We start from the raw sequence: 25,576 nt of genomic DNA on the forward strand, positions 1-25,576 counted from the left end.
TGGTATCCACTTTATGTACCTCATTCAGGGGAGCATATAGGTCGTGGCGCCTTCTAGCAGAAATATAAACTGCCCTCCTTTTAAGGGAGGGCAGATAACCATTCATTCCGTTTCTTTAGGCTCGTCCTTATCGGAGTGTCTGGCCTTCAATACATCCAGAACAGCTTGGAAAGGCAATTCCTGTTCCTGAAGAAGGACGAATAAGTGATAGAGGAGATCGGCACTTTCCATGGACAATTCCTCGGCATCGCGGTTTTTAGCGGCGATGATCACTTCTGCCGCTTCTTCCCCGACCTTTTTGAGGATTTTATCCACGCCTTTTTCGAACAAGTAGGTTGTATAGGAACCTTCAGGCATTTCCGCTTTCCTTTTTGCAATCAATTGTTCCAATTCAGTCAGGAACATCACATTCGTTTCCAGCGCTTGACGGGCTTCGCCATTTAGATGAATCGATTCGCTAAAACAGCTTGTTGCCCCAGTATGGCACGCAGGACCTGCTGGAACGACTGCAACGACCAATGCATCTTGATCGCAGTCATACTTGATTTCGATGATTTTCTGTGTATTTCCGCTCGTCTCCCCTTTATGCCATAATTCTTGACGTGAGCGACTGAAGAAAACCGTTTCACCCTTTTCGATCGACATTTTTAGCGATTCTTCATTCATATAAGCAAGTGTCAGCACTTCTTTGCTGCGGGCGTCCTGGACAATTGCCGGTACTAGACCTTTTTCGTCGTATTTAATAGTTTCAAGATTCATCGTACAACCACTCCTTGTTGTTTGAGAAACGCTTTTACTTCTTTGACCGATGTTTCTTTATAATGAAAGATCGAGGCAGCTAAAGCAGCATCGGCTTTTCCCTCTTCAAATGCTTCCCGGAAATGCCCGGCGTTACCGGCACCGCCCGAGGCAATGACCGGCACCGAAACAGCTTCTGATACCGCCTTTGTCAAAGCAATATTGAACCCCTGTTTCTCCCCGTCACAATCCATACTCGTCAATAAAATTTCACCGGCACCTCGGCTGACGGCTTCCTGCGCCCAATCGATCACTTCCCACTCAGTCGGTTTTCTGCCGCCGTGGGTGTATACGCGCCATGATCCGAGCCCTTCATCGTAACGGGCGTCAATGGCGACTACGATGCATTGGGCACCAAAGTAATCCGAGCCTTCATTAATCAGATCAGGCCGGAGAACGGCTGCTGTATTTAGAGATACTTTATCTGCACCTGCTCGTAATATCCTCCTCATATCCGACAGGGAATTAATGCCCCCGCCAACCGTGAAAGGGATGGCCAAGCTGCCCGCTACCGCTTGAACGACGTCGACCATCGTTTCCCTGCCTTCATGTGAAGCGGAAATATCAAGGAAGACAAGCTCATCGGCACCCTCCTGATCATAAAAAGCGGCAAGCTCGACCGGATCTCCGGCATCCCTTAGCGAAACAAATTGTATGCCTTTGACGACACGCCCATCTTTTACATCGAGACATGGAATGATTCGTTTAGTGAGCATTTAACCACGCACCTTTTCCAGCGCATCTGCAACGGTAAAGCGCTTCGTATAAATTGCCTTGCCAATGATCGCCCCTGCAATCCCTTCCGCTTCATGCCCCTTGAGGGCTAGGATATCTTCCAGTGAACTTATGCCGCCGGAGGCAATCACGTTTTTCCCTGTTGCCTCCGCCATAGCCAAAATCCCGTTGACATTCGGACCTGAAAGCATGCCATCCGTTGCAATATCAGTGACGATGAACGTTTCGGCACCTGCATCCGCCAGCACTTTACCAAGCTCTACAGCAAGGGTTCCAGACGTTTGCAGCCAGCCATGAGTCGCAACCTTGCCATCCTTCGCATCTATGCCAATCGCGATATGCTTTCCATACTTCCTGATCATATCCTTCGTGAAGACAGGATCTGAAACGGCTGTGCTTCCAAGAATGACACGTTCCACACCATTATCCAGATAATGGGCGATATCCCGTTCCGTGCGGATGCCGCCGCCGATTTGGATGCGTGCCCCTAACTCACTTGCCGCTTTAATCACGTATGAATCATTGATGCGAACTCCCTCTTTCGCCCCGTCAAGGTCGACCATATGTATCCAATCCGCGCCTTGGTCCGCGAAGCTTTTAGCCATATCGAAGGGAGAATCGCCATATACGGTTTCTTGATCATAGTCTCCCTGGACCAAGCGGACGCATTGGCCTCCGCGCATATCAATCGCCGGGTATATCGTAAAGTTGCTCATGATTTTTCCTTCCCTTCCACTAATGACAGGTAATTCCTCAAAAGTGACATGCCCATCTGCCCGCTTTTCTCAGGATGGAACTGCATGCCCAATACATTCCCTTTCGCCACGATTGCCGGAACTTCCACAGCATACGTTGTGCTGGCGGCAATATATGCGTCATCCGTATCGGCATAATATGAATGCACGAAATATACATGGTCCGCTTCCAGTCCTGCAGTGACAGGTGAAGCGTGTTTGAATTCAAGTCGATTCCAGCCCATGTGAGGCACCTTATAAACATCGCCGCTTGCATCAATGCCCTGGAACCGGATGATTTTTCCTGGTATGAGTGACAATCCTCGAGCTGGCCCATTTTCCTCGCTTTCATCAAAGAGAAGCTGCATCCCAAGACAGATGCCTAATATATAACCTCCTCCTGCTGCATATCGTTGCAGGAATCCATCCAATCCTTGTTTTTTCAAAAGACTCATGGCATCCCGGAATGAGCCGACACCAGGAAGGATAATCCCTGTTGCCTCCGAAAGTTCTTCCGGGTCATCCGAAATGAATGAATCGGCACCAAGTCGCTCCAGCCCTTTGCTTACGGAAAACAAATTTCCCATGCCGTAATCGACGATCCCGATCATTTACAACATTCCTTTCGTAGAAGGAATGCCTTTGACCCGCGGATCGATGGTCGTCGCTTCATCTAAAGCACGTCCGAGCGCTTTGAATATCGCTTCGATCATATGATGTGTGTTATGACCATAATGGACGACTACATGCAAGTTCATCCTCGCTTCTAGAGCGAATTTCCAAAGAAACTCATGCACAAGTTCCGTATCGAACGTTCCGACCTTTTGTGAGGGGAACTCCGCCCTGAACTCCAGATGCGGGCGATTGCTTAAGTCGATGACTACCTGTGCGAGAGCTTCATCCATCGGGACGAACGCATTTCCATACCGCTTTATCCCACGCTTGTCTCCAAGCGCCTCCAATAACGTTTGACCTAAGCAAATGCCAATATCTTCAGTTGTATGATGATCATCGACCTCCGTATCACCTTTTGCATCGACCGATAAATCGAATTTTCCGTGTTTCGTGAACAAATCAAGCATATGTGTCATGAACGGGACGCCAGTCTTTATCGAGGAATTACCTTCTCCATCCACACCAAACTTTAAGCTGATTTCCGTTTCATTCGTCTTTCGCTCCACGCTAGCAAAACGTTCCATCATAAGTCCTCCTTATCGGGGCATGTCCCCTTTTCCCAAGCTGTAATTTGCATTCTTCCCGTAAAGAAGCAGCACTATTTTCCGGATTCATTCACGCCGCGCGATTCTATGGCACGGGCGTGAGCCTCAAGTCCCTCCATGCGGGCAAAATCCGCGATTTTTTCTGCATTTTGCCGGAAGGCCGTTTCACTGTACATGATGATGCTCGATTTCTTTTGAAAGTCATCTACATTCAGCGGACTCGAAAAACGGGCCGTTCCGTTTGTTGGCAGAACGTGATTCGGACCAGCGAAGTAATCACCAACAGGCTCCGAACTGTAGCGGCCAATGAAGATTGCCCCGGCATGCCGAATTTTGGCCATCACTTCAAGTCCATCCTTGGTCATGATCTCTAAATGCTCCGGAGCAAGCTCATTGACGGCTTCGATCGCTTCCGTCATATTTCCGCATACGACGATTCTTCCGTAATCCTTTATCGATGCTTCGGCAATTTCCCGGCGGGGGAGCAGTGCCGCCTGTTTTGTCACTTCTGCAGCAACCTCTTCTGCAAGAGATGCTGATACTGTCACCAAGACACTGCAAGCACGGGCGTCGTGTTCCGCTTGTGATAGCAAGTCGGCGGCAACCTCCGAGGCGATGGCTGATTCATCAGCCAACACGGCAATTTCACTCGGTCCGGCGATCATATCAATGGCCACGTCACCGAATACCTCCCGCTTCGCCAGTGCAACGTAAATATTTCCCGGACCGACGATTTTGTCGACCTTTTTTATCGTTTTCGTCCCATAAGCCAATGCGGCTATGGCCTGAGCCCCTCCGACTTTATAGATTTCCTTGACTCCGGCAATCTTCGCAGCCGCCAAAACCGCCGGTGATAATTTACCATCTTTGCCTGGAGGGGATACCATAACGATTCGTTCCACCCCCGCAGCCTTCGCTGGCATCACATTCATCAGCACTGACGATGGATATGCAGCTGTGCCCCCTGGTACATACACTCCTACCGCATCAAGCGGTGTCAATTTTTGCCCTAGCATCGTTCCCGTATCATCCGTCGTAAACCATGAATTTCTAATTTGTTTCTCGTGAAACATTTCAATATTATCGGCAGCCTCCTGAATGATAGCTAGCTGTTCAGCCGACAAGGATGCTGTCGCCTCTTCCATTTCCCGCTCCGACACAAGTAATTCCTCAAGCCTGACCCCATCGAAACGTTCGGTAAAATTATGTACAGCGGAATCCCCGCTTTTCCTGACATCATGGATGATATCCTGAACCGCCTTTCGTTGATCGGCAGTACCTGCGTCAACCGAGCGTTTCAGTGAAATCCCTTCCGCAAACCGTTCAATTTTCATATGCTCACCTCATTTGCGCTTCTTTTCTACTCAATGATTGCTGCCAATCTATCCACAATCTCCGTGATCCGTGCTTCTTTAATTCGGTAGCTGACAGGGTTCGCCACCAGCCTCGAAGTTACATCAGCAATTTTTGCATATTCCACGAGTCCATTTTCCTTCAATGTCTGGCCGGTTGAAACGATATCCACGATCCGTTCCGCCAAGCCAATCAATGGTGCCAGCTCGATTGAGCCGTTCAGCTTGATAATCTCGACCTGCTCTCCCTGTTCTCGGAAATAACCCGAGGCTACATTCGGATATTTGCTGGCTACTTTAGGGGCGATGTCACTTATTTTCGTACCAGGTAAACCTGCTACAGCCAAGTAGCACGCACTGATCTTCAAATCAAGTAATTCATATACATCACGGTCTTCCTCCATCATGACATCCTTACCGGCAATGCCAATATCGGCGACACCATGTTCAACATAGGTTACGACATCCATCGGTTTGGCCAAAATGAAACGTAAATTCTCCTCTTCCACTTCCAGGATCAGTTTCCGGGAATCATCAAACTCGGGAGGCAGTCGAAAACCTGCCGTTCGTAATAGCTCTGCCGCTTCTTCAAATATTCTTCCTTTCGGCATCGCTATCGTTAAAAAGCTATTATTCATCTTTGCCACTCCCCCCATTCCCTACAAACAAGTGCACCTCTGAAAAGGTCCTTGTAAAAGCATCCACGTTTTGGACGACGGTGATATCCTGAATCGTTACCCGCTTTCCTTCCGATCTTTTTATTCTTGCATTTTCGATCGCTTCCAATCGCCGTTCGGGACTGAATAAAATGCACTCAGGCGCGACAGGCTGCTTTGGCTCTCCGAGAGCCTCGGCCAGTCGATCTACACGGATCGCAAACCCCGTTGCAGATGCGTCCCAGCCGAATTTTTCAAGCAGATTATCGTAACGGCCGCCATTTCCGATTGGCGAACCGACTTGTCCTGCATACACTTCAAATAAGGTTCCCGTATAATAGCTCATGTGACTGACCAATGTTAAATCGAAGCTCACATATTGCCCAACGCCAAATTGCTGTAGCTGTTCGGATAATTCCTTCAGCTCCGACAGGGAATCTTGGCCCTTATTATTTTCAACTAGCTCCAGCGCCTTATCCAAGGTGCCCTCACTTCCTCTTAAAGAGGTAAATGCGATGAGCCGCTGTTTATCAATGGAGGATAGCGGCAGCGATTTTACATGCTCCCGAAAACCTACATAATTCTTTTCATAAAGAAACTTCCTTAATATAGAGGCCCTTTTCTCCGTCCCTAGTATACTTAAGAAAAATTCCTGTAAAAATCCGATATGTCCAATGGAAATCTTGAACTGCTTCAGACCGGCGGCCTTTAAAACATCGGCAAGCAGGGCAATCATTTCAGCATCTGCGCTTATCGATTTATTACCGATGCACTCGATGCCAATCTGCTCGAACTCTGCCGGCCTGCCGCCTTCACGCTGCTGGGCCCGATATACATTCGCTGAATAGGCCAGGCGCAGCGGAATTTGCTGCTTTAACAGCTTGGATGCTGCCACCCGGGCAATGGGCGCTGTCATATCAGGACGCAATACGAGCGTGTGTCCCTCGGAATCAAGAAGCTTAAACAGCTGTTGATCTAAAATGGCTGAGGCCTCGCCAATCGTTTCATAATATTCCAAAGCAGGGGTCTCGATAAATTGATAGCCCCACTTCTTGATTTCATCGCTCATTTTGTTTCTGGCCGACACTTTCGTTTCATAAAGCACCGGCAATGTATCTCTCATGCCTAACGGTTTCTCGAACATAAACGGCTTTGTCACGACTGCACATCCTTTTGAGTTATAGTAAGCATCTATTCAATCGGTTCGCCTTCCCCGGCCAATACCTATTCCTCTTGATACCCTCTTTTTATCCTTCCAAGATCGGATACGAATAAATCCTTTAAATCCATATAAAAATAGTAGCAAAAAAAATATCATAATCCTATAAATAATCATAATAATCTTATAAATTACTTTAGTTCGCTAATATGGTAACACATTGAAGTTACCATTAGTGTAACGCTGCCCCGACCTTGCGTCAAGAAAAAGCTGTCGTTTCGCCTTTCCCTCGCATAAGTGCTTTGTGAGAAAAAAGGAGAAAGCGCTACCTTTCACCCATTCCTAACCTCCTATTTATAGTCAAACATTGTTATTATTGTATACCTTTTGGTTTAGCTGCTTTATAATGGTTAGTAGTTTGGCTTTATAGAAATTATTAGGGGGAAAAGAAATTGAAGAGAATTTTTTCTATATTTGTAGCACTTATCGTTCTGTTTTCGGTAGGCTCGATCGGGGCCAAGGGCTTCGCTGCTACGAAGATGAATCAAGATGAGCTTAATACATACCTGGCGGAAGTCCGAATGACGCAAAAGGAATTGGAAGATTACCTAGCCTATTATGACTTAACCTTAAATGAGATGGAATCGGTAGATGAGCTACGCGAGACATTGGGACCGGCAGTCACTCCTGGGACGTTACAGCAGTTACTGAAGGATTATGAAATGACCGAAGCTGAACTGACGGAATTATTAATAGAATATGGTGAATTGGAAGAAGGAGATTCCATCATCGATACCTTCCATTTCATCTATGATATAGAAGATATTATTGATTTAGAGATGGGTTATGATGATGAAGATATGGAATACGATGACGAAGAACTGAGCGATTTAATGGCTGGGCTCTTCACTGAGATCGGGCTAACGGACGAGGAGCTTGACAGACTCATGAACCACCTGCAGCCCCTCGTTGAAGATCCTGCTTTCGAGGATCGCTTAATGGCACTTTCCGATCGGATGGACAAGCTTGCCGATTTTGAAACAATCGATGAATTATCAGCAGCACAAGTGGCTGAACTGCTCTCCATATACAGTGAGCTGCAAAACTTGCTTCAAGTTCAATTCAAGTTTGCCTTAATCCAAGACGGTGTCACTACAAACCTATCACTTGAAGCATTATTCAAGCTTAAGGATTTGAATAATGCCAGTTTACTAGTGTCCATTTATGATCTAAAAGGCAATCTATTGCTTGATTTCATCTTGACAGGTGAAATGATCGGTTCCGATCTAGTGAAGGAAACCGGGAATGACATTAAACAGTCCACTCAAGTCATTTCCAAAGTGGCTGATGTAAAAGCAAAAACTGATGTGAAAAAAGATAAGAAAAAGAAGAGACCGACCCACAAAACGGAAAAAGGCGGATTGCTTCCTAAGACGTCCGGTAATTACCTATCGGGAGCTTTGATCGGTTTAGTGATGATGGGCATCGCTATCGGGTTAATCAGAAAAGCGAGACTTGCAAATTAAGATGACCGAAAATAGGCAATCCAAGCAAAAGAAAAAATGGTTATTTGTCACTGCTGCTTGCTTTTTGATCCTCGGTTTTTATTTTACGACGACAAACACGTACACACTGCTGAAGGGCTATGCCATATATAAGTGGAATAAGCCTGAAACAACGGAGACGATGGCGCAGGCGGAGGCCAAACCCTCAAAGCCGGAGAAAAAAGCTACTGTTGCCGGGGATCATGAACTATATGAGAAACGACCGGAAACAGGCGATTTGATGGGGGAGCTTTACATCCCAAAAATCAAGGCAACACTCCCGATTTACCACGGAACCGATGAGGATGAACTCGAAAAAGGCGTCGGCCATTATGCAGGGTCGGTTTTGCCTGGCGAGGACGATAATTCCGTTTTATCCGGTCATCGGGATACCATTTTCCGGGAGCTTGGTAAAGTCGGTCAAGGGGACTTGCTGATAACCAAAACGGAAGCTGGAACGTTCACCTATAAAGTTAGGAAGGTCCGTATCGTCGATGCAGATGACCGCACCGTAATCGTTCCCAAGCCTAAAGCGACGCTTACAGTAACAACCTGCTATCCATTTTCATATATTGGTAGTGCACCGGAAAGATACGTACTTGTAGCCGATTTATTGAAAACTGAATTGAACGAATGAAACGGGTGGGCTGAAGTTTTTTCAGCCCCTTTTCAATCGAGCCATTATCTAGAAGGAGGATAGCTCATTATGGATAAGCAAGCACAGGAAAGGTTTTTTCAAATCTTGAAAGATACTTATGAAGTTACCTTGAACAAGGAGAATATATCTATCGACGAGATCATGGAACATCTGAAGAACGAACTGACTCCGCTTTACCCTAAATGCCATTAAAAAAGGACATGTCGCATAAACGGACAAGTCCTTCTTTTTCATATCGATGTTTGCTGATCCCGCTCAAGCATTTCCTCTTTCGTATAGATGACCTTCATTGGGTTGCCTCCGACGAAAGCCCCTTCTGGGACGTCCTTATGGACAAGTGTTCCCGCAGAGACGATCGCTCCATCCCCTATGGTAAGTCCCGGAAGTATCGTTGAATTGGCCCCAATCAACACTTCATCACCGATAATCACTTCTCCTAAACGATATTCCCTAATCAAATATTCATGGGCAAGAATCGTCGTATTGTACCCTATGACTGTATTCATTCCCACTGATATCTTTTCCGGAAACATCACATCAGGCATGACCATCAATGCAAATGATGTATGCTTCCCGACCTTCATATGCAAAAAAGTCCTGTAAAGCCAATTCTTCATCCCGAGGAATGGTGTATAGCGGGCTAGCTGGATCACGATAAAGTTCTTTACCACCTTCCAGAAAGGAACCGTCTTGTACACATGCCATAATGAATTTGCCCCTTCAACCGGATGGCGGGTCGTGCGTCTCATCTTTTAGCCTCTGTAAAAGTTTCAATCTCGACGATATTCAATAAATCGGCCATTTTTTCAAGCATATAGTCTGGATGGTAGCCTTCCAAAAACTCACGGCCTCTTATCGACCATGCCACCCCTGCCGTTTTTGTACCTGCATTCTTCCCGCCAAGAATATCATGATAGCTGTCGCCAATCATGATCGCTTCGTAAGGCTTTGAACCGAGCTGAGTCAGCGCCTTAACCAAAGGCTCTGGATCAGGCTTTGCGTTTTCCACTTCATCGAGCGTGACCACGACTTCAAAAAACGGTTCAAGATTGCTTAGACGCAGTCCCTTTTCAACGACATCACGTTTCTTCGTCGTAACGACTGCCAATTTATAGCCAGCCTGCTTCAACGTTTGAACGGTTTCATATACCCCGTCGAATTGTGTCACGAGGGCATCATGGTTTTTCCAATTATACGCCCGATAGAAAGTGATCATTTCCTTCACCCGCTTCGGGTCAATCGAAGAAAATGTATCGGTCAAGGTCGGACCGATAAACGGAATGATATCCTCACGCTTGAACTGGCCGGGACAAAAATGGTTTAACGTTTCTGTAAAAGAAGCAATGATCAACTCATTTGTATTGATCAATGTGCCATCAAGATCGAATAGTAATGTATTTATGTTACTGCTCATAAACAGCTTCCTTTCTCTGTACACGGTCAGACCGATTCCAAATATACGCAACGACCATCGTTAGAACGATGGCAGTGAGCAGCCGAATAAGTAACAACGGCAAGACCGGAATGCCCAGTGGGATGAAAATTAATGTGTCTTCTACAACAGCATGACAGGCAACCAAAAAGATGAAGGCAATCGTCATATCCTTCTTTGAAACGTTGTCTTCTTTAGCTGCCTGAATCATTACACCGGCCCCATATGCCAAGCCGAGGGTAAGCCCTGTCACGAATGGCATGGAAGCATTCTGTTTCATTCCCAGCACTTTCATGAAGGGAGCAAGTGCTTTCGAGAAGGCTTCCAGCCATTTTAAATCTTTCATGATTTGAACCACTATCATAAGCGGAATGACGATGACCGCAAGCTGGGCGATGCCGGAAAGGGCCTGAACGATCCCATGCATTAGGATTGCGCTCATTCCGTTAACCTCGGCCGTTTCTCCGACAGCCATCCCTTGAGCCATTTCGGAACCACCATGCCAAACAAGATTAATGACAAGCGCCGATAGGAGAGCAAGCCCGATCCGAACTGTCAGGATGATCCACAGCTTGACTCCGGTCTTCATCGCCACGCCTGATTCAATCAATAAATTATGTGAAAATGATAGCATCATCGCAATGATGAATACTTCCTTTACGGTCAGATCAAGCGTCAAAATGCCGGCAATCGCTGCGTATAGGTTCAGGAAATTCCCTAACACGAGCGGAATGGCCGCATCTCCCGGAAGTCCGATGAGATTCATCAAAGGCGCTATCAAATCGATGGCCCACGGCAATACAGGCGTATATTGGAGTACGGTGACGATCAGCGTTACCGGAAATATCACCTTACCCAATGACCAGGTTGTATTCAGGCCCGAAAGAAGTCCCTTTTTAACTGAATTCCCTATCACTATTTCCTCTCCCCTTACAGATGATCCCTATAGGTCCAAATATCTTTTATCCGCTTGCCCACTGACCCTTCTATATACGATAAGGGCAATGGCTGCTGCTACCAATGCAATTGAGATCACTTGCGCGATTCGCAGTGAATCCGTCAGCATCAAGCTATCCGTACGCAATCCTTCGATGAAAAAACGGCCGACTGAATACCATAAAACATAGGTCAAAAATAGCTCCCCCCTGCGCAAGTTCACCTTCCGCAGACTTAAAAGGATGATGACCCCGATGATATTCCAAATCGACTCATACAAAAAGGTCGGATGATAATAGGTGCCATTTATGTACATTTGATTAATGATGAATTCCGGCAAGTGCATATTTTCGAGGAATGCCCTCGTCACTTCTCCACCATGCGCTTCCTGATTCATGAAATTACCCCAGCGCCCGATCGCCTGCCCCAGCAATATGCTCGGAGCCGCGATATCGACCAGCTTCCAAAACGAGATCTTCTTCACCTTGGCAAAAACGATAGCGGTCAACACCGATCCAATCAACGCGCCGTGAATGGCAATTCCGCCATTCCATATTTTTATGATATCACCTGGGTTCTGTGAATAGTACTCCCACTGGAAGATGACATAATAAATGCGGGCACAGATGATTGCGATCGGTACGGCAAACAAAATCAAATCCGTAAATATTTCCTTATCCAGACCTCTCCGCTCCGATTCCCTCAAAGCGATGATAAGGCCCAATAACACACCGAACCCGATGATCAGTCCATACCAATGAACCTGGATAGGCCCTAGATCAATCGCAATCGGATTCAGCGGCTGTATTCCTTGTTCCATTATGACCCCTCTTTTCCATACGTTTAAAATTCTTCAATTTCCGGATCTGCGATCGCATGATTCAAACGATCCGAAAACTGCTCTGCCGCATTGACACCCATTTTCTTCAGGCGATAATTCATGGCTGCCACTTCAATGATAACGGCTAAATTCCGCCCCGGGCGAACAGGTACGGTTATTTTCGTCACTTCCGTATCAATGATTTTCATTTTCTCCTCATCAAGACCGACACGATCATATTGCTTATTTTTTTCCCATAGCTCCAAGCTGATGACGATTGAAATCCTTTTATTGCTGCGGACTGCACCAGCACCAAACAGAGTCATGACATTAATGATGCCCAGTCCTCTTATTTCAAGAAGGTGTTCAATTAAATCCGGTGCGTTCCCGACCAAAGTATCTTGGTCTTCCTGGCGGATTTCAACGCAGTCATCAGCGACTAGACGATGACCCCGTTTCACTAATTCGAGTGCCGTCTCACTTTTTCCTACACCGCTTTTTCCAGTGATCAATACACCTAAGCCATATATATCGACCAATACACCATGAACAGCCGTTGTAGGTGCCAACTTGCTTTCAAGGAAGTTGGTCAGACGGCTATATAGCCGTGTTGTCTTCATATTCGATTTCATCACGGGAACCGATTCCCGCTCAGAAGCTTCTACCAACTCAAGCGGCACTTCCTGTCCACGTGTGATGATGATGCCCGGAGTAAAGTCCCTGCATAGTTCTTCCATCCTCTGAACACGTTCAGGTTCATTCAGGCGATTAAAAAAGGACATCTCTGTCATTCCTAATAGCTGTACTCGATCGGCAGGATAATAATCAAAAAAACCGGCTATTTCAAGACCTGGACGAGATAAATCACTTGTGACAATCGGTCGGTTAATTCCTTCTTCCCCACTGATGAGCTCTAGACCCAACGCTTCAATGATATCCTTTGTACGGACTTTTGCCATATATCTTTCCTCCTTCTGGAGCGGTGCTGTTTTTCGAGATACTTTAATATTTTAGCATTTTTCTGTTAATAACCAAACAAAGCATGATCGATTTATTGTTTTTTGTTACACTCTGCCGTCCTGTTTTTTAACCATCCGCCGCAAGTTAATCGATTATCCCCTACAATTTTTAAAAAGGCTGGTCGAAATGTGTGGGACTATTTTTGTTTTCATTTTCGCCAAAAAGTCGAACAGTCTGCCTTATCCAGCATATTGAACTCGATCATCTTCTTAAGCAATGAGAAATCAACCGGACCATCCCAGCGAATACGCACCAATTGCTTTGTATGCTCATAGCCGGCCTGCACAATTTCATCTGAAAAATGCTTGATCCCTGCCGCCTCAGGAGCAACAGCCAAATGATGTTTGGCTACGCTGAAGCCAATGATATACGTACCATGATCGGTGAACATAGGTTGATTCCACGCAATTTTAGGCATTAAATGGGGATATTCATTGTTAACCCAAGTCAAAACTTCTTCCATTCGCTCCCTATGTCCCTGATTAGCCATACTATCTAAGTACTCTGAAAAAACTTCCATCTCATTCTCTCCTTCAATTAATTTATCGTCTGAATATTGCGTATCGATTTTATCCTATCCAAGTTACACCAACCTGTTGTTCAGCGATAGTTCATGTATTTCTTTTCCATTTCCAGAGTTTAGCTATCAAACTGCGGACTCAATTATCACTCCACTTGAGCTGTGGATGTTTGCATTTCTTCGAAATAAAACCCCACTGCCCTTTAGACAATCATATCCAACGGGTTGACGCGGTGCAACTCCATTTCTTATCGACACGAAAAAACCCGCCATTTCGAATCGGCGGGTTTTTCCATCAGGAAATCGTTATCGCTGCAGTCTTCGTTTCTGCAAATACGTGAAGTGAGGGAACCTCTTCCTTCACAGTCTTGAACTTAAGAACCTTTTGGACAACATCGCTTTTCTCCTCTACGATGGTCATCCCCTCCAAGGTTACGTTAAAGCTGCCCAAGTTGGATTTCAACTCCCCTTCAATCGCCTTACCCGCTGGCAGGTTCAGCTGAACCTTTCCAGTAATTGACTTAGCGTGTATAGAGTCGCAATCCAGCCCTGAATTGTTACAAACGATTTCTCCATTAAACGTTTGAACATCCAATTTCTTGAAGTACCCATCCGCTCTAATCGCACCATTCAAAGTCTCCGCTTCGAGGTCATTGAAGTTCGTATCTGAAATGGTGATCGTTCCGTTACCGGTTTCCAGTTCACACGAATCTCCATTACCATGCATGATATGAATGGACCCATTCGCGGTTTTGGCTTTAAGATTTTCGGATTTCAAGGACTCAGTCGTGATGGCACCGTTGAACAGCCTTACCTGAATCTTCTCATACTCCCTCCTCGGAATGTACATGATCGTATCGACCTTCACCGCTTTTTCCCGCACCTTGAATATGATCTTTCCATCTTTAATCGAAAAATCCACTTCATCCAAGAAATTTTTTCTCGCTTCTTCAATATCCTCCACCCGATAAATCCTTGCCTGACATTCTACACGGACATCCTGCTGATCCCATGCAGCGATTTTTATTTTCCCATTTGCTATATCTACATCCACTTCGTTCAGGAAATCATAATCATGCTGAAAAATATGGCTGACCTCAACCGATTTCCCGAAATTGAAATCCAGGTCGGTTTCTTTGATTTTCTTAAAAGCACTCTCAACGAAATCAAAGATCTTTTCTTTTGATGATTGGATATTCTTCTTAAATGAGTCGTGTGTGCTTCCTTCACTTTTCTTTTCCACGACTACCGTTGATAATTCATTTTGCAGTTTTTGCTCTTTCGCTTCACTTTCCTGACTGGCCTTTTCTAATTCTTCCAAGAGGCCCATGGCTTCATCCGCTGATAGCTTTCCATCCTGAATCATTTCCAATATCTTCTTTCTTTCCTCCTGCATGAACATTCCTCACTTTCTTCAATCATTTTATTCATACATACGCCTAGATATTTAAAAAGTTTCATAAAAACCGTTTAAATCTTCATTCGACAAACTCAAATGACAATTTCTGAAACGGAAAAAAGAAAATTCCCCCGGAAATATTCTGTTTCCCCGGCATTTAATCAAATGATTGATTAAATGACCCCTTTCATTTTTCTACAAAAAAACAAACAAGATGAGCTCATCCTTTAAGCTTGCAGGGAAAAACGAAGCTATGGCGAGGTTGAGCGTTGACCGATTCAATCCATAATCAAAAAGAAGCAAGCCGGAATGGCTTGCTCTTGTTAGGCATGTTCATGCTCTTGTTCTTTTGCTTCAATCAAGTTTTCCATGCGGATTTGATCACGCGTCAATACTGGCTTTAGATATTTTCCCGTATATGATTCGGAAACCTCACAGATTTTTTCAGGCGTACCATACGTGACAATCGTTCCGCCCTTGTCTCCGCCTTCAGGCCCCAGGTCAATGATGTGGTCTGCCGTTTTTATGACATCAAGATTATGCTCGATCACTAAAACGGTATCCCCGTTGTCAACGAGGCGCTGCAGGACTTCCAGCAGCCTTGCTATATCGTGGACATGCAACCCGGTAGTCGGTTCATCCAGGATATAGAAGGAACGGCCGGTCGAACGGCGATGCAATTCAGAAGCAAGCTTCACCCTTTGCGCTTCACCGCCCGATAACGTCGTGGCCGGCTGCCCAAGCTTGATATAGCCCAAGCCAACATCAAAGATCGTTTGGAGCTTCCGTTTGATTTTCGGAATATTTTCAAAGAAATTGACGCCTTCCTCGACTGTCATATCGAGGATGTCAGAAATGTTTTTCCCTTTATATTTCACTTCAAGCGTTTCCCGGTTATAACGTTTTCCATGACAGACTTCACATGGAACATATACATCCGGAAGGAAATGCATTTCAATCTTGATAATGCCATCGCCGCGACAGGCTTCACAGCGGCCGCCCTTCACATTGAAGCTGAAACGCCCTTTTTTGTAACCGCGGATCTTCGCCTCATTCGTCGTCGCAAAAACGTCACGAACATCATCAAATACACCTGTATACGTAGCTGGATTTGAACGCGGGGTTCTCCCTATCGGGGACTGATCGATATCGATGACCTTATCTAAGTGCTCAATCCCTTTAATTTCACGAAAGTCCCCTGGTCTAGCTTTTGCACGATTCAGCTTTTGGGCCAATGACTTATGGAGGATCTCGTTCACTAACGTACTCTTGCCTGACCCCGAAACACCCGTCACGGCTGTAAAGACCCCAAGCGGGAACTTCACATTCACATTCTTCAGGTTATTTTCCTTGGCACCTTTTATTTCAATGACACGGCCATCGTTTTTACGTCGCTCCAATGGCAATGGGATGAACTTCTTCCCTGCCAAATATTGACCCGTCAGCGAGTCGGGATTGTTCATGACTTCCTCCGGTGTGCCGGCAGCGACGATTTCCCCTCCATGGGCTCCTGCCCCAGGACCGACATCAATCAAATAATCAGCTGCAAGCATCGTATCTTCATCATGCTCGACAACGATCAGGGTATTACCGATTTCACGCATATTCTTCAACGTTTCGATCAAGCGGTCATTGTCGCGCTGATGCAGCCCGATGGACGGTTCATCCAAAATGTACAGCACCCCCGTCAACCGTGAACCGATCTGCGTTGCCAATCGAATACGCTGCGCTTCGCCGCCTGATAATGTTCCCGCTGCCCTGCTCAACGTCAAATATTCCAACCCTACATTAGCCAAGAATCCGAGCCGCTCACGAATTTCCCGTAAAATCAACCTCGCGATCGCTGCCTCTTTTTCCGTCAAATCGAGCTTATCGAAAAATGCCAGGGAATCTTCGACGGATAAAGCAGTCGTTTCACTTATATGGACCCCTTGAATGAGCACGGCCAGACTTTCTTTTTTCAATCGATGCCCCTTACAGGTTGGGCAGTGGTGCTCTGACATATATTTCTGCATTTGCTCACGAATGAAATCCGAGCTCGTCTCCTTAAAACGCCTTTCGATGTTTTTCAGGATACCCTCAAATGATATATATCCCTCTTGCACTCTTCCAAAATCATTTTTATAACGGAAATAAATCTTGTCTTTACCCGAGCCATTTAAAATCTTATCCATATTATCTTCAGGCAGATCTTTAACGGGCACATCCATGTCGATTCCATAATGGTTGGCTACCGCCTCAAGCAGCTGAGGATAATATTGGGAGCTCGTCGGTTCCCAAGGTGCAATGGCATGCTCACGCAGGGTTAAATCCTTATCGGGTATGACAAGGTCCCGGTCCACTTCAAGCCTTGCCCCCAAACCATCACAATCGGGACAGGCTCCAAACGGGCTATTGAAGGAGAACATCCTTGGTTCCAGTTCTTCAATCGAAAAACCGCAGTATGGACAAGCATGATGCTCACTGAACAGCAGTTCCTCCTCGCCCATAACGTCAATGATGACCTTGCCCTCACCTAGCTTCAAAGCACTTTCCAGTGAATCGGCAAGCCTTGCCCTCACGCCCTCTTTAATGACGATACGATCAATGATCACTTCAATTGAATGCTTTTTATTTTTTTCCAGGACGATATCATCACTTAAATCATGCATTTCCCCATTCACGCGAATGCGGACATATCCTTGTTTCTTGACTTCCTCCAAAACCTTCGCGTGTGTCCCTTTCCTGCCGGAGACTAGCGGTGCCAATACTTGAAGCTTGGTCCGTTCGGGATAATCAAGAATGCGGTCCACCATTTGCTCGATTGTTTGGGAGCTGATTTCTATGTTGTGGATCGGACAGGTCGGCCTGCCGACACGTGCATATAACAGCCTTAAATAATCATAGATTTCCGTAACGGTCCCTACGGTTGATCGAGGATTGCGGCTGGTCGTTTTCTGGTCTATGGAAATGGCAGGCGATAAGCCCTCGATCGCATCGACATCCGGTTTATCCACCTGACCTAAAAATTGACGCGCATAAGCGGATAATGATTCCACATAACGTCTTTGCCCTTCTGCATAAATCGTATCAAAAGCCAAGGAAGACTTTCCCGATCCCGATAACCCAGTAAGGACGACAAGTTTGTCCCTCGGTATCGTGATATCAATATTCTTTAAATTGTTGGCCCTTGCGCCTTTGATCACAATCTTATCCATTGCCATGTTTCGTCACCCTTCCGCTTTTAACTCTAGTAATAAATCACGCAGCTCGGCGGCTCTTTCGAAATCCAGCGCCTTTGCCGCTTCTTTCATTTCCTTTTCCATGCTTTCCATCACTTTTAGGCGCTCTTTTTTAGGGAGCTTCGCAAGGCTTGGCGCAAGATCTTCTTTGTACTCTTCCCCTTCTTCCGCAACATGGGTAGCCCTGATGGAATCACGGATATCCTTTTGAATGGTTTGCGGCAGGATTCCATGCACTTCATTATACTGCTCCTGAATTTCACGGCGCCGCTTCGTTTCATTAATGGCAAGCTCCATCGAATTCGTGATGCGGTCGGCATACATGATGACATGTCCGTTGGCATTACGGGCAGCACGGCCCATCGTCTGGATGAGCGAACGCTCCGAGCGAAGGAAGCCTTCTTTATCAGCATCGAGGATGGTCACTAACGACACTTCCGGTATATCCAATCCTTCCCGCAAGAGGTTGATTCCGACGAGTACATCATATTTGCCCATTCGCAGCTCGCGGATGATTTCTATTCTTTCCAAGGTTTTCACCTCAGAATGAAGGTATTGAACCTTGATGCCGATTTCCTTTAAGTAATCGGTCAAGTCTTCGGACATCTTTTTCGTTAAGGTCGTGATCAGGACACGTTCATTCTTTTTGACCCTATCCTGTATTTCACCGATCATGTCATCTATTTGCCCTTCAATTGGACGAACCTCGATAGTTGGGTCAAGCAAGCCGGTAGGACGGATGATTTGCTCGACCATTTCAGGTGTATGCTCGAGTTCATATGGTCCCGGTGTCGCTGAAACGAATATCGATTGATGGACCTTTTTCTCGAATTCCTCAAATCTTAGCGGACGGTTATCCTTTGCGGACGGCAGGCGGAAGCCATGGTCCACCAGAACTTGCTTCCGTGCCTGGTCCCCATTGAACATGCCCCTGATTTGCGAAAGGGTCACGTGGGATTCATCGACGACCAATAGGAAGTCCTCAGGAAAATAATCGATTAACGTGTATGGAGTCGCACCTGCGGGACGGAGCGTCAAATGGCGGGAATAGTTCTCGATACCTGAACAAAAACCCATCTCCCGCATCATCTCAAGATCATAACGGGTCCGTTGCTCCAACCGCTGTGCCTCAAGGAGTTTTTCATCTTCCCTTAATACCTTCAATCTTTCTTCCAATTCCAGTTCGATATTTTGTATCGCGACTTTCATTTTCTCTTCACGGGTTACGAAGTGGGAAGCAGGAAAAATGGCAATATGTTCACGTTCACCGGTAATTTCGCCAGTCAGTGCATCGACTTCCCGGATCCTGTCAATTTCATCTCCGAAGAACTCGACACGTACGCAATGTTCATCGCGGGAGGCCGGGAATATTTCGACCACGTCACCACGCACGCGGAAGGTCCCGCGTTGGAAAGCAATGTCATTCCGCTCATATTGAATGTCCACGAGCCTGTGCAGCAAGGCATTCCGATCCATCTCCATGCCTGTTCTAAGCGAAACCACCATCTCCCGGTATTCTTCCGGTGATCCCAGCCCATAAATGCAGGATACACTGGCAATGATGATGACATCTTCCCTTTCGAACAAAGACGAAGTGGCCGAGTGGCGAAGCTTATCGATTTCATCATTGATGCTGGCATCCTTTTCGATGAATGTATCGGTGGATGGGACATAAGCCTCTGGCTGATAGTAGTCATAATAACTTACGAAATATTCAACGGCATTATTGGGAAAAAACTCTTTGAACTCACTGTAAAGCTGCCCTGCCAACGTTTTATTGTGGGCAATGACAAGAGTCGGTTTATTGATTTGCTGAATGACATTGGATACGGTGAACGTTTTCCCTGTTCCCGTCGCCCCCAGCAATGTTTGCATTTCCTTTCCTTCATTAATGCCATTGACAAGCAGTTCTATTGCTGCAGGTTGATCTCCTTGTGGGGAGTACTTTGAGACTAACTCAAACTTATCCTTCACCAAGCATAGCCTCCTATAGAAATATTTTTATATGAAAAACGGGACATGGTCATACCCCTTCTATTTATTCCGGTTTAATAAGTATATATACACATTCTACCACAACAGGCCCAAAACAAACCAGCAATAAGCGAACACCCATTCTATTTTTTCATTTATATCCTTCACGGGTATGTACGTGAAGCCAAGCTGAGTACAAAAAAAGCACCTTTGTTTCAGGCGCTCTTGGATGTTCGTTTCATCATTCTTTTTGATAGCCAGAATCCCACTGTCAGGGATAATGCATCAACGATGATCAATAAGTTCGTATGCGTATAACCTTTATATGCAGAAGCTGTGATCAAGGCAACCGTTAACACAAGACCCACGACATTGTTATAGGTAACTCTTGAAAAAAGCATGACAAGTAAACAAGGAAGGAAAAGGGCAGAAAGAATTTTAATCATTTTGTCATCTCCTTTATAAGAGAAAAATAGAGTAATTTCAGTTTAAATGATTATGCTGTTTTTTGCCAATCTATTTCCTGCTTGATTTCCGATATCCAAAAAAAGAACGTTTGAATCCTCCATCATTATTTCCATAACGAAAAGGAAGCAAACCCCTTAAAAAGGAAGTCTGCTTCTTTGACCGTCAATATGGATCTGCTTCGTGCCCTTCTTTGGCAGCATCCCCTGGGTTATCCGTCCCTCCCATCGGTTTGGAGGAATCTGTTTGTTCAGAAGCGGAGGCCAGTCCCTCTTTTAGTCTGCGGCCATAGTCTTCATCAGCCTCGTTTGCGAGCGCGATCATTTTTTCTTGAATGCGTGGATCTGCCGGTGCCAAAGCCGATACTAAGTTGGAGATCAATTCATCCCTTTCCCAATCTTCGAATTCCCGGAATGTTTCACCAGCCTGCTTCGTATTGCTTTGGCGATCTATTGTTTCACGTACCAGTTTCCCTTCTACGAAAGGGGTATACTCCTTACCCGTTTGCTCGGCTTCTTTCAAGCCGCCTACTGTCGATGGTTCATAGTTTATGTGGGGGCTTTGGTTACCTCTGCCCACTTCGTATTGCATTTGTCCGCCGGTCTGATTCGTTGCTGTCGGCTTCTTAGGGGCATTGATCGGCAATTGCAGGTAATTGGCTCCCACACGGTGGCGTTGTGTATCCGAGTAAGAGAAGGTACGGCCTTGGAGCATCTTGTCGTCCGAGAAGTCAAGTCCATCCACCAAGACGCCCGTACCAAAGGCAGCCTGCTCCACTTCAGTGAAGTAGTCCTGCGGGTTTCTATCCAATACCATCGTGCCGACATGCAGCCAGGGGAATTGATCCTTAGGCCAAATCTTTGTATCATCGAGCGGATCAAAATCCAATTCGGGGTGATCATCGTCACTCATGATTTGCACGTTCAGATCCCATTCCGGAAATTCACCGCGATCGATCGCTTCATATAAATCCTGTGTGGCATGATTGAAATTCGTTGCTTGTATCTCATTGGCTTCCTTCTGTGTCAGGTTCTTGATGCCCTGCTTCGGTTCCCAGTGATACTTGACGAGAACGGCTTCACCTTCTTCATTCACCCATTTATACGTATTGACGCCTGACCCCTGCATCATGCGATAATTGGCTGGAATGCCCCAAGGGGAGAATAAGAACGTTACCATATGGAAGGTTTCCGGAGAGCTGGAGCAAAAATCGAAAATCCTTCTCCCATCCTGGATGTTCGTGACGGGGTCCGGTTTGAAGGCATGAATCAAATCCGGGAATTTCATCGCATCACGGATAAAAAAGATTTTCAGATTATTACCTACAAGATCCCAGTTCCCATCTTCCGTATAAAATTTAACGGCAAATCCCCTTGGATCCCGTAACGTTTCCGGAGATGTCCCGCCATGGATAACAGATGAAAATCTTACGAATACAGGTGTTTTTTTGCCTTCTACCTGAAATACCTTAGCCCTCGTGTATTTTGAAATTGGCTCGTCCCCCGCTTTGCCAGTCGGAACGAAATAGCCATGGGCTCCTGCACCACGGGCATGCACGACCCTTTCAGGGATGCGCTCCCTATCAAAGTGGCTGATTTTTTCCAGGAAATCATAGTTTTCCAATGTACTTGGTCCCCTGTTCCCCACCGTTCTAAGACTCTGGTTATTCGTTACAGGGTGCCCTTGCCTGTTCGTCAAGGTTTCTTTCGATTCATCATTTATTTTTTTGGATTCATCAGACAAAAAAATCCCTCCTTTGTTAATTAAAGCCATATCCATTCATTACTTTCCCCTATTCCCTTTATTTCACTCTTCAATCTTTCATTTTATTTACCTTTCATTATTTTTTTGAAAAGGGACCTCAAGCCTTTTCGGCAAAGTGAAGGAAGCACACCCATCTTTGTATAAACCGGGGCGACTCCACTATAATGAATATAAACGAAAAATTTAAAAGCGAGGTGCCCTCATTGGATGAATCAATATTAAGTAAATTAGGCAGGATGATGACCGGAAAGATCAGTCGTTGGGTTGTTATCGCCGTATGGATAGTGGCAGCAATCATACTGACCTTCGCATTGCCCGCGGTAAAGGACGAAACGTCAAACAACAGCGCGGACCTGCCTGCGGACTCTGCTTCTGTCGTTGCAGATGAATTCATTAAAGAAGAGTTTCCGAATTCGTCAGGGATACCAGCATTACTCACATGGCATCGTGAAGGCGGATTGACGGATGCCGACTTGGCTGAAATCCAGTACCTTTCGAAGCAGCTGACGGACAAACCACTGACACAGCAATCTTTCTTTCCACCGCTTCATGAACTTCCGTTACCTGCTCTAAAAAAATCAGTTTCAGAAGATGGCAATACTTTCGTACAGCCGCTTTTCTTTAAAGAAAATGCCGAGACTGCCACTTTGGAAAAAAATCTTGAAAGCATTAATGACATGGTTTCAGATCGCATCGGATCGGACCCATTCAAAGTTTCAACGGATTCAGATGAATTATCACTTCGAGTGACAGGACCTGTCGGGATATCGGTCGATGCAACGGGATTATTTGCAGGTGCAGATTTTCAATTGCTATTAGCCACCGTAATCCTTGTACTCGTCGTGCTACTACTGATTTACAGATCTCCACTTCTAGCCATCATCCCACTGATCGGAGTAGGCTTTGCCTATCTTGTCACAAGCCCTATCCTGGGATACATGGCGAACCATGGCTGGATTACAGTCGATTCACAGGCGATTTCAATCATGACCGTGTTATTATTCGGTGCCGGCACGGATTATTGCCTATTTTTAATTTCCCACTATAGAAGTGAATTAAGGAATCATGCTAGTAAACGGGAAGCCATGATGGCTGCATTTAAAGATTCCTCAGGGGCGATTGCAATGAGCGGTCTGACGATCGTCATCTCCCTGCTGACCTTGCTTGTCGCCAAATATGGTGCCTATCACCGTTTCGCCGTTCCGTTCAGCTTATCCATTTTGATCATGATGGTAGCAGCTTTAACACTTGTTCCAGCCTTGCTTTCCGTATTCGGGAGAGCCTCCTTCTTCCCGATCATTCCGCGGACACCGTCCATGGAAGAAGAGCGGGCCAAGAAAAAAGGGAAAGCCGTCAAAAAACATAAGGAATCCGGGCGCATCGGTAAATGGATTGGCCATATCGTCACAACCAAGCCATGGACCGTCATCGTTTCCTGCCTGATCATCTTCAGCATTTTAGCTGGATATTCTTCACAAATAAAATATTCATATGATATTCTGTCATCATTCCCTGAAGATATGAACTCACGGGAAGGCTACGCTGTCATTTCCGACTCCTACTCACCAGGCGAGCTTGCACCTGTCACAGTGGTTGTCGATACAGAAGGTAAGGATATCGATTTAGCCCCGGCATTAAAAGGGATGAAAATCGTTGAAAGCGTTAATGATCCCGTTGCAGGCAAGTCCAATAAAGACCTGAAATCCTATGAAGTCAAATTCAACATGAATCCTTACGACATCGAGGCGATCGATTCCATTCCCGACATTCGCACCTTAGCGGAGAAGGAATTGAAATCGGCCAAGATCTCGAATGTCGATGAAAAGGTATGGGTCGGTGGCCAGACAGCCACTCAATTTGATAAAAGGGACACCGTGAAAGCCGATGAATTCAAGATTATCCCGATTATCATCGTCTTGATTTCCTTGCTCCTTCTAGCCTATTTGCGTTCCGTAACGGCAATGGTGTATTTGATGGGTACGGTCATTCTCTCATTCTTTGCAGCCATGGGACTGGGTTGGATCATCCTGCATCATTTCATGGGTGTGGATGCCATTGAAGGAACCATTCCACTTTATTCATTCGTTTTCCTTGTTGCACTTGGGGAAGATTACAATATTTTCATGGTTTCGAGCATTTGGCGCAAGAAAAAGACAATGTCAATCAAACGTGCAATCAGGGAAGGTGTGGCTGAAACGAGCGGTGTCATCACATCCGCTGGAATAATCTTAGCTGCCACTTTTTCCGTTCTTGCCACACTGCCGATTCAAGTGCTCGTTCAATTCGGACTCATTACAGCACTAGGCGTGTTGATGGACACGTTCATCGTCCGTCCATTCCTCGTTCCTGCGATAACCGCCCTGCTCGGCCGCCATGCCTTCTGGCCAAGTAAGGTCACTGATCTAGAAGAGAAAGAGCATAGCAAAAATTAAAGGCAAGCGGATTTCACCGCCTATAAAAAGGAAAAACCCTGTACACTTTATGCACAGGGTTTTTCCGTGTTTTCTAAATTCAGGAAAAGATTTCAGTTGACACCATCTCCTCCACCTTTTATAATTACATTAAGTTCAAATATCTCAAATTAAAGATAAATAATTTTAGGATTAATCATTAGGAGGAATAATCATGACAGTTTCGAATTGGACGATCGACCCGACACACAGTTCGATTGAATTTTCCGTAAAACATATGATGATTGCAAAAGTTAAAGGCAGCTTCAATAAATTCAGTGCAAACATATCAGCGGATCCATTGGATCTGACTACTGCAGAAATCGATTTTGACGTGGATGTTGCCAGCATTGACACTCGCAATGCAGATAGAGATAATCACCTGCGTTCCGCTGACTTCTTCCATGTGGAACATAATCCAACATTAACATTCAAGTCATCGAAAATCGTAAAAACGGATGAAGATGAATACGATGTAACAGGAAATGTAACCCTTAATGGAATTACAAAAGAAGAAACCTTTGCAATCACCTTCGAAGGTCAAGGAAAAGATCCATGGGGAAATGAAAAAGCAGGATTTAGCGGAAAAGGAAAAATTAAACGCAGTGATTATGGTTTAACTTATAACGCAGCATTGGAAACGGGCGGCGTCCTTATTGGTGATCAAATCACTCTTACCCTCGATATCGAGGCAGCTAAAGAAGCTTGAGGCAAAAAAA

At 45.6% G+C, this 25,576-nt stretch carries 24 protein-coding genes; 5 read left to right on the top strand and 19 right to left on the bottom strand.

What is annotated here, in order from left to right; translation table 11 throughout:
* Positions 1-102: 102 nt before the first annotated feature.
* The 8 genes from hisIE to ABE28_RS22250 all read right to left on the bottom strand — a co-directional run bounded on the left by hisIE (position 103) and on the right by ABE28_RS22250 (position 6,654).
* The gene (gene hisIE / locus ABE28_RS22215) at positions 103-759 is read right to left on the bottom strand and encodes a bifunctional phosphoribosyl-AMP cyclohydrolase/phosphoribosyl-ATP diphosphatase HisIE (protein ID WP_064467217.1); all 657 of its coding nucleotides are present in this window, start codon (positions 757-759) and stop codon (positions 103-105) included.
* Positions 756-1,514, bottom strand: coding sequence for an imidazole glycerol phosphate synthase subunit HisF (gene hisF, locus ABE28_RS22220; protein ID WP_064467216.1), 759 nt, complete (start codon positions 1,512-1,514; stop codon positions 756-758). The genes hisIE and hisF overlap by 4 nt, the downstream gene beginning before the upstream one ends.
* Positions 1,515-2,249, bottom strand: coding sequence for a 1-(5-phosphoribosyl)-5-[(5-phosphoribosylamino)methylideneamino]imidazole-4-carboxamide isomerase (gene hisA, locus ABE28_RS22225; RefSeq protein ID WP_064467215.1), 735 nt, complete (start codon positions 2,247-2,249; stop codon positions 1,515-1,517).
* On the bottom strand, positions 2,246-2,878 hold the full coding sequence (gene hisH, locus ABE28_RS22230; RefSeq protein ID WP_064467214.1) for an imidazole glycerol phosphate synthase subunit HisH: 633 nt from the start codon (positions 2,876-2,878) through the stop codon (positions 2,246-2,248). The genes hisA and hisH overlap by 4 nt, the downstream gene beginning before the upstream one ends.
* A complete protein-coding gene (hisB, locus tag ABE28_RS22235; protein ID WP_064467213.1) occupies positions 2,879-3,466 on the bottom strand; it encodes an imidazoleglycerol-phosphate dehydratase HisB in 588 nt (195 codons plus the stop codon). It abuts the gene before it with no gap.
* A gap of 74 nt (positions 3,467-3,540) precedes the next feature.
* On the bottom strand, positions 3,541-4,821 hold the full coding sequence (hisD, locus tag ABE28_RS22240; RefSeq protein ID WP_064467212.1) for a histidinol dehydrogenase: 1,281 nt from the start codon (positions 4,819-4,821) through the stop codon (positions 3,541-3,543).
* 26 nt (positions 4,822-4,847) lie between these two features.
* Positions 4,848-5,477 (bottom strand): ATP phosphoribosyltransferase, encoded by a 630-nt coding sequence (gene hisG, locus ABE28_RS22245; protein WP_064467211.1) that lies wholly within the window; start codon positions 5,475-5,477, stop codon positions 4,848-4,850.
* The gene (locus ABE28_RS22250; protein WP_064467210.1) at positions 5,470-6,654 is read right to left on the bottom strand and encodes an ATP phosphoribosyltransferase regulatory subunit; all 1,185 of its coding nucleotides are present in this window, start codon (positions 6,652-6,654) and stop codon (positions 5,470-5,472) included. The genes hisG and ABE28_RS22250 overlap by 8 nt, the downstream gene beginning before the upstream one ends.
* 452 nt (positions 6,655-7,106) lie before the next feature.
* Between ABE28_RS22250 and ABE28_RS22255 the strand changes: the two genes are divergently transcribed.
* The 3 genes from ABE28_RS22255 (at position 7,107) to ABE28_RS25350 (ending at position 9,048) form a co-directional block, all read left to right on the top strand.
* The gene (locus ABE28_RS22255) at positions 7,107-8,180 is read left to right on the top strand and encodes a processed acidic surface protein (protein ID WP_064467209.1); all 1,074 of its coding nucleotides are present in this window, start codon (positions 7,107-7,109) and stop codon (positions 8,178-8,180) included.
* On the top strand, positions 8,176-8,835 hold the full coding sequence (locus tag ABE28_RS22260; RefSeq protein ID WP_064467321.1) for a class D sortase: 660 nt from the start codon (positions 8,176-8,178) through the stop codon (positions 8,833-8,835). The genes ABE28_RS22255 and ABE28_RS22260 overlap by 5 nt, the downstream gene beginning before the upstream one ends.
* 69 nt (positions 8,836-8,904) lie before the next feature.
* Positions 8,905-9,048 carry a YwzD family small protein gene (locus ABE28_RS25350; protein ID WP_156775884.1) on the top strand — a complete coding sequence of 48 codons (144 nt, stop codon included), beginning with the start codon at positions 8,905-8,907 and terminating at the stop codon, positions 9,046-9,048.
* 38 nt (positions 9,049-9,086) lie between these two features.
* On the opposite strand, the gene ABE28_RS22265 is transcribed toward ABE28_RS25350, so the two are convergent.
* From ABE28_RS22265 to ABE28_RS22315, 11 genes are all read right to left on the bottom strand, one after another.
* On the bottom strand, positions 9,087-9,605 hold the full coding sequence (locus ABE28_RS22265) for an acyltransferase (protein ID WP_064467208.1): 519 nt from the start codon (positions 9,603-9,605) through the stop codon (positions 9,087-9,089).
* The gene (ppaX, locus tag ABE28_RS22270) at positions 9,602-10,270 is read right to left on the bottom strand and encodes a pyrophosphatase PpaX (RefSeq protein WP_064467207.1); all 669 of its coding nucleotides are present in this window, start codon (positions 10,268-10,270) and stop codon (positions 9,602-9,604) included. Before ppaX ends, ABE28_RS22265 begins: the two co-directional genes overlap by 4 nt.
* Entirely contained in the window at positions 10,260-11,204 is a 945-nt protein-coding gene (locus tag ABE28_RS22275) for a nucleoside recognition domain-containing protein (RefSeq protein ID WP_083232198.1), read from the bottom strand. Before ABE28_RS22275 ends, ppaX begins: the two co-directional genes overlap by 11 nt.
* A gap of 27 nt (positions 11,205-11,231) precedes the next feature.
* The gene (gene lgt / locus ABE28_RS22280) at positions 11,232-12,044 is read right to left on the bottom strand and encodes a prolipoprotein diacylglyceryl transferase (protein ID WP_064467205.1); all 813 of its coding nucleotides are present in this window, start codon (positions 12,042-12,044) and stop codon (positions 11,232-11,234) included.
* 23 nt (positions 12,045-12,067) lie between these two features.
* Complete coding sequence (gene hprK / locus ABE28_RS22285; protein ID WP_064467204.1) at positions 12,068-13,003, bottom strand: HPr(Ser) kinase/phosphatase; 936 nt, start codon at positions 13,001-13,003, stop codon at positions 12,068-12,070.
* A gap of 209 nt (positions 13,004-13,212) precedes the next feature.
* Entirely contained in the window at positions 13,213-13,584 is a 372-nt protein-coding gene (locus tag ABE28_RS22290; protein ID WP_064467203.1) for an iron chaperone, read from the bottom strand.
* Positions 13,585-13,879: 295 nt separating this feature from the next.
* Complete coding sequence (locus ABE28_RS22295; protein WP_064467202.1) at positions 13,880-14,980, bottom strand: DUF4097 family beta strand repeat-containing protein; 1,101 nt, start codon at positions 14,978-14,980, stop codon at positions 13,880-13,882.
* 326 nt (positions 14,981-15,306) lie between these two features.
* Positions 15,307-18,186 carry an excinuclease ABC subunit UvrA gene (gene uvrA, locus ABE28_RS22300; RefSeq protein ID WP_064467201.1) on the bottom strand — a complete coding sequence of 960 codons (2,880 nt, stop codon included), beginning with the start codon at positions 18,184-18,186 and terminating at the stop codon, positions 15,307-15,309.
* 6 nt (positions 18,187-18,192) lie between these two features.
* Complete coding sequence (uvrB, locus tag ABE28_RS22305) at positions 18,193-20,178, bottom strand: excinuclease ABC subunit UvrB (protein ID WP_064467320.1); 1,986 nt, start codon at positions 20,176-20,178, stop codon at positions 18,193-18,195.
* A gap of 215 nt (positions 20,179-20,393) precedes the next feature.
* Positions 20,394-20,624 carry a CsbA family protein gene (locus ABE28_RS22310; protein ID WP_034309928.1) on the bottom strand — a complete coding sequence of 77 codons (231 nt, stop codon included), beginning with the start codon at positions 20,622-20,624 and terminating at the stop codon, positions 20,394-20,396.
* A 184-nt stretch (positions 20,625-20,808) separates the two neighbouring features.
* Positions 20,809-22,416, bottom strand: coding sequence for a catalase (locus tag ABE28_RS22315; RefSeq protein ID WP_064467319.1), 1,608 nt, complete (start codon positions 22,414-22,416; stop codon positions 20,809-20,811).
* Between the two features lie 155 nt (positions 22,417-22,571).
* Here ABE28_RS22315 and ABE28_RS22320 point away from each other — a divergent pair, with 155 nt between their 5' ends.
* Entirely contained in the window at positions 22,572-24,839 is a 2,268-nt protein-coding gene (locus tag ABE28_RS22320) for an MMPL family transporter (RefSeq protein WP_167353421.1), read from the top strand.
* 193 nt (positions 24,840-25,032) lie between these two features.
* A complete protein-coding gene (locus ABE28_RS22325; RefSeq protein ID WP_064467200.1) occupies positions 25,033-25,566 on the top strand; it encodes a YceI family protein in 534 nt (177 codons plus the stop codon).
* Positions 25,567-25,576: the final 10 nt, after the last annotated feature.

It is taken from the genome of Peribacillus muralis (assembly GCF_001645685.2).
Lineage (GTDB): Bacteria > Bacillota > Bacilli > Bacillales > DSM-1321 > Peribacillus > Peribacillus muralis_A.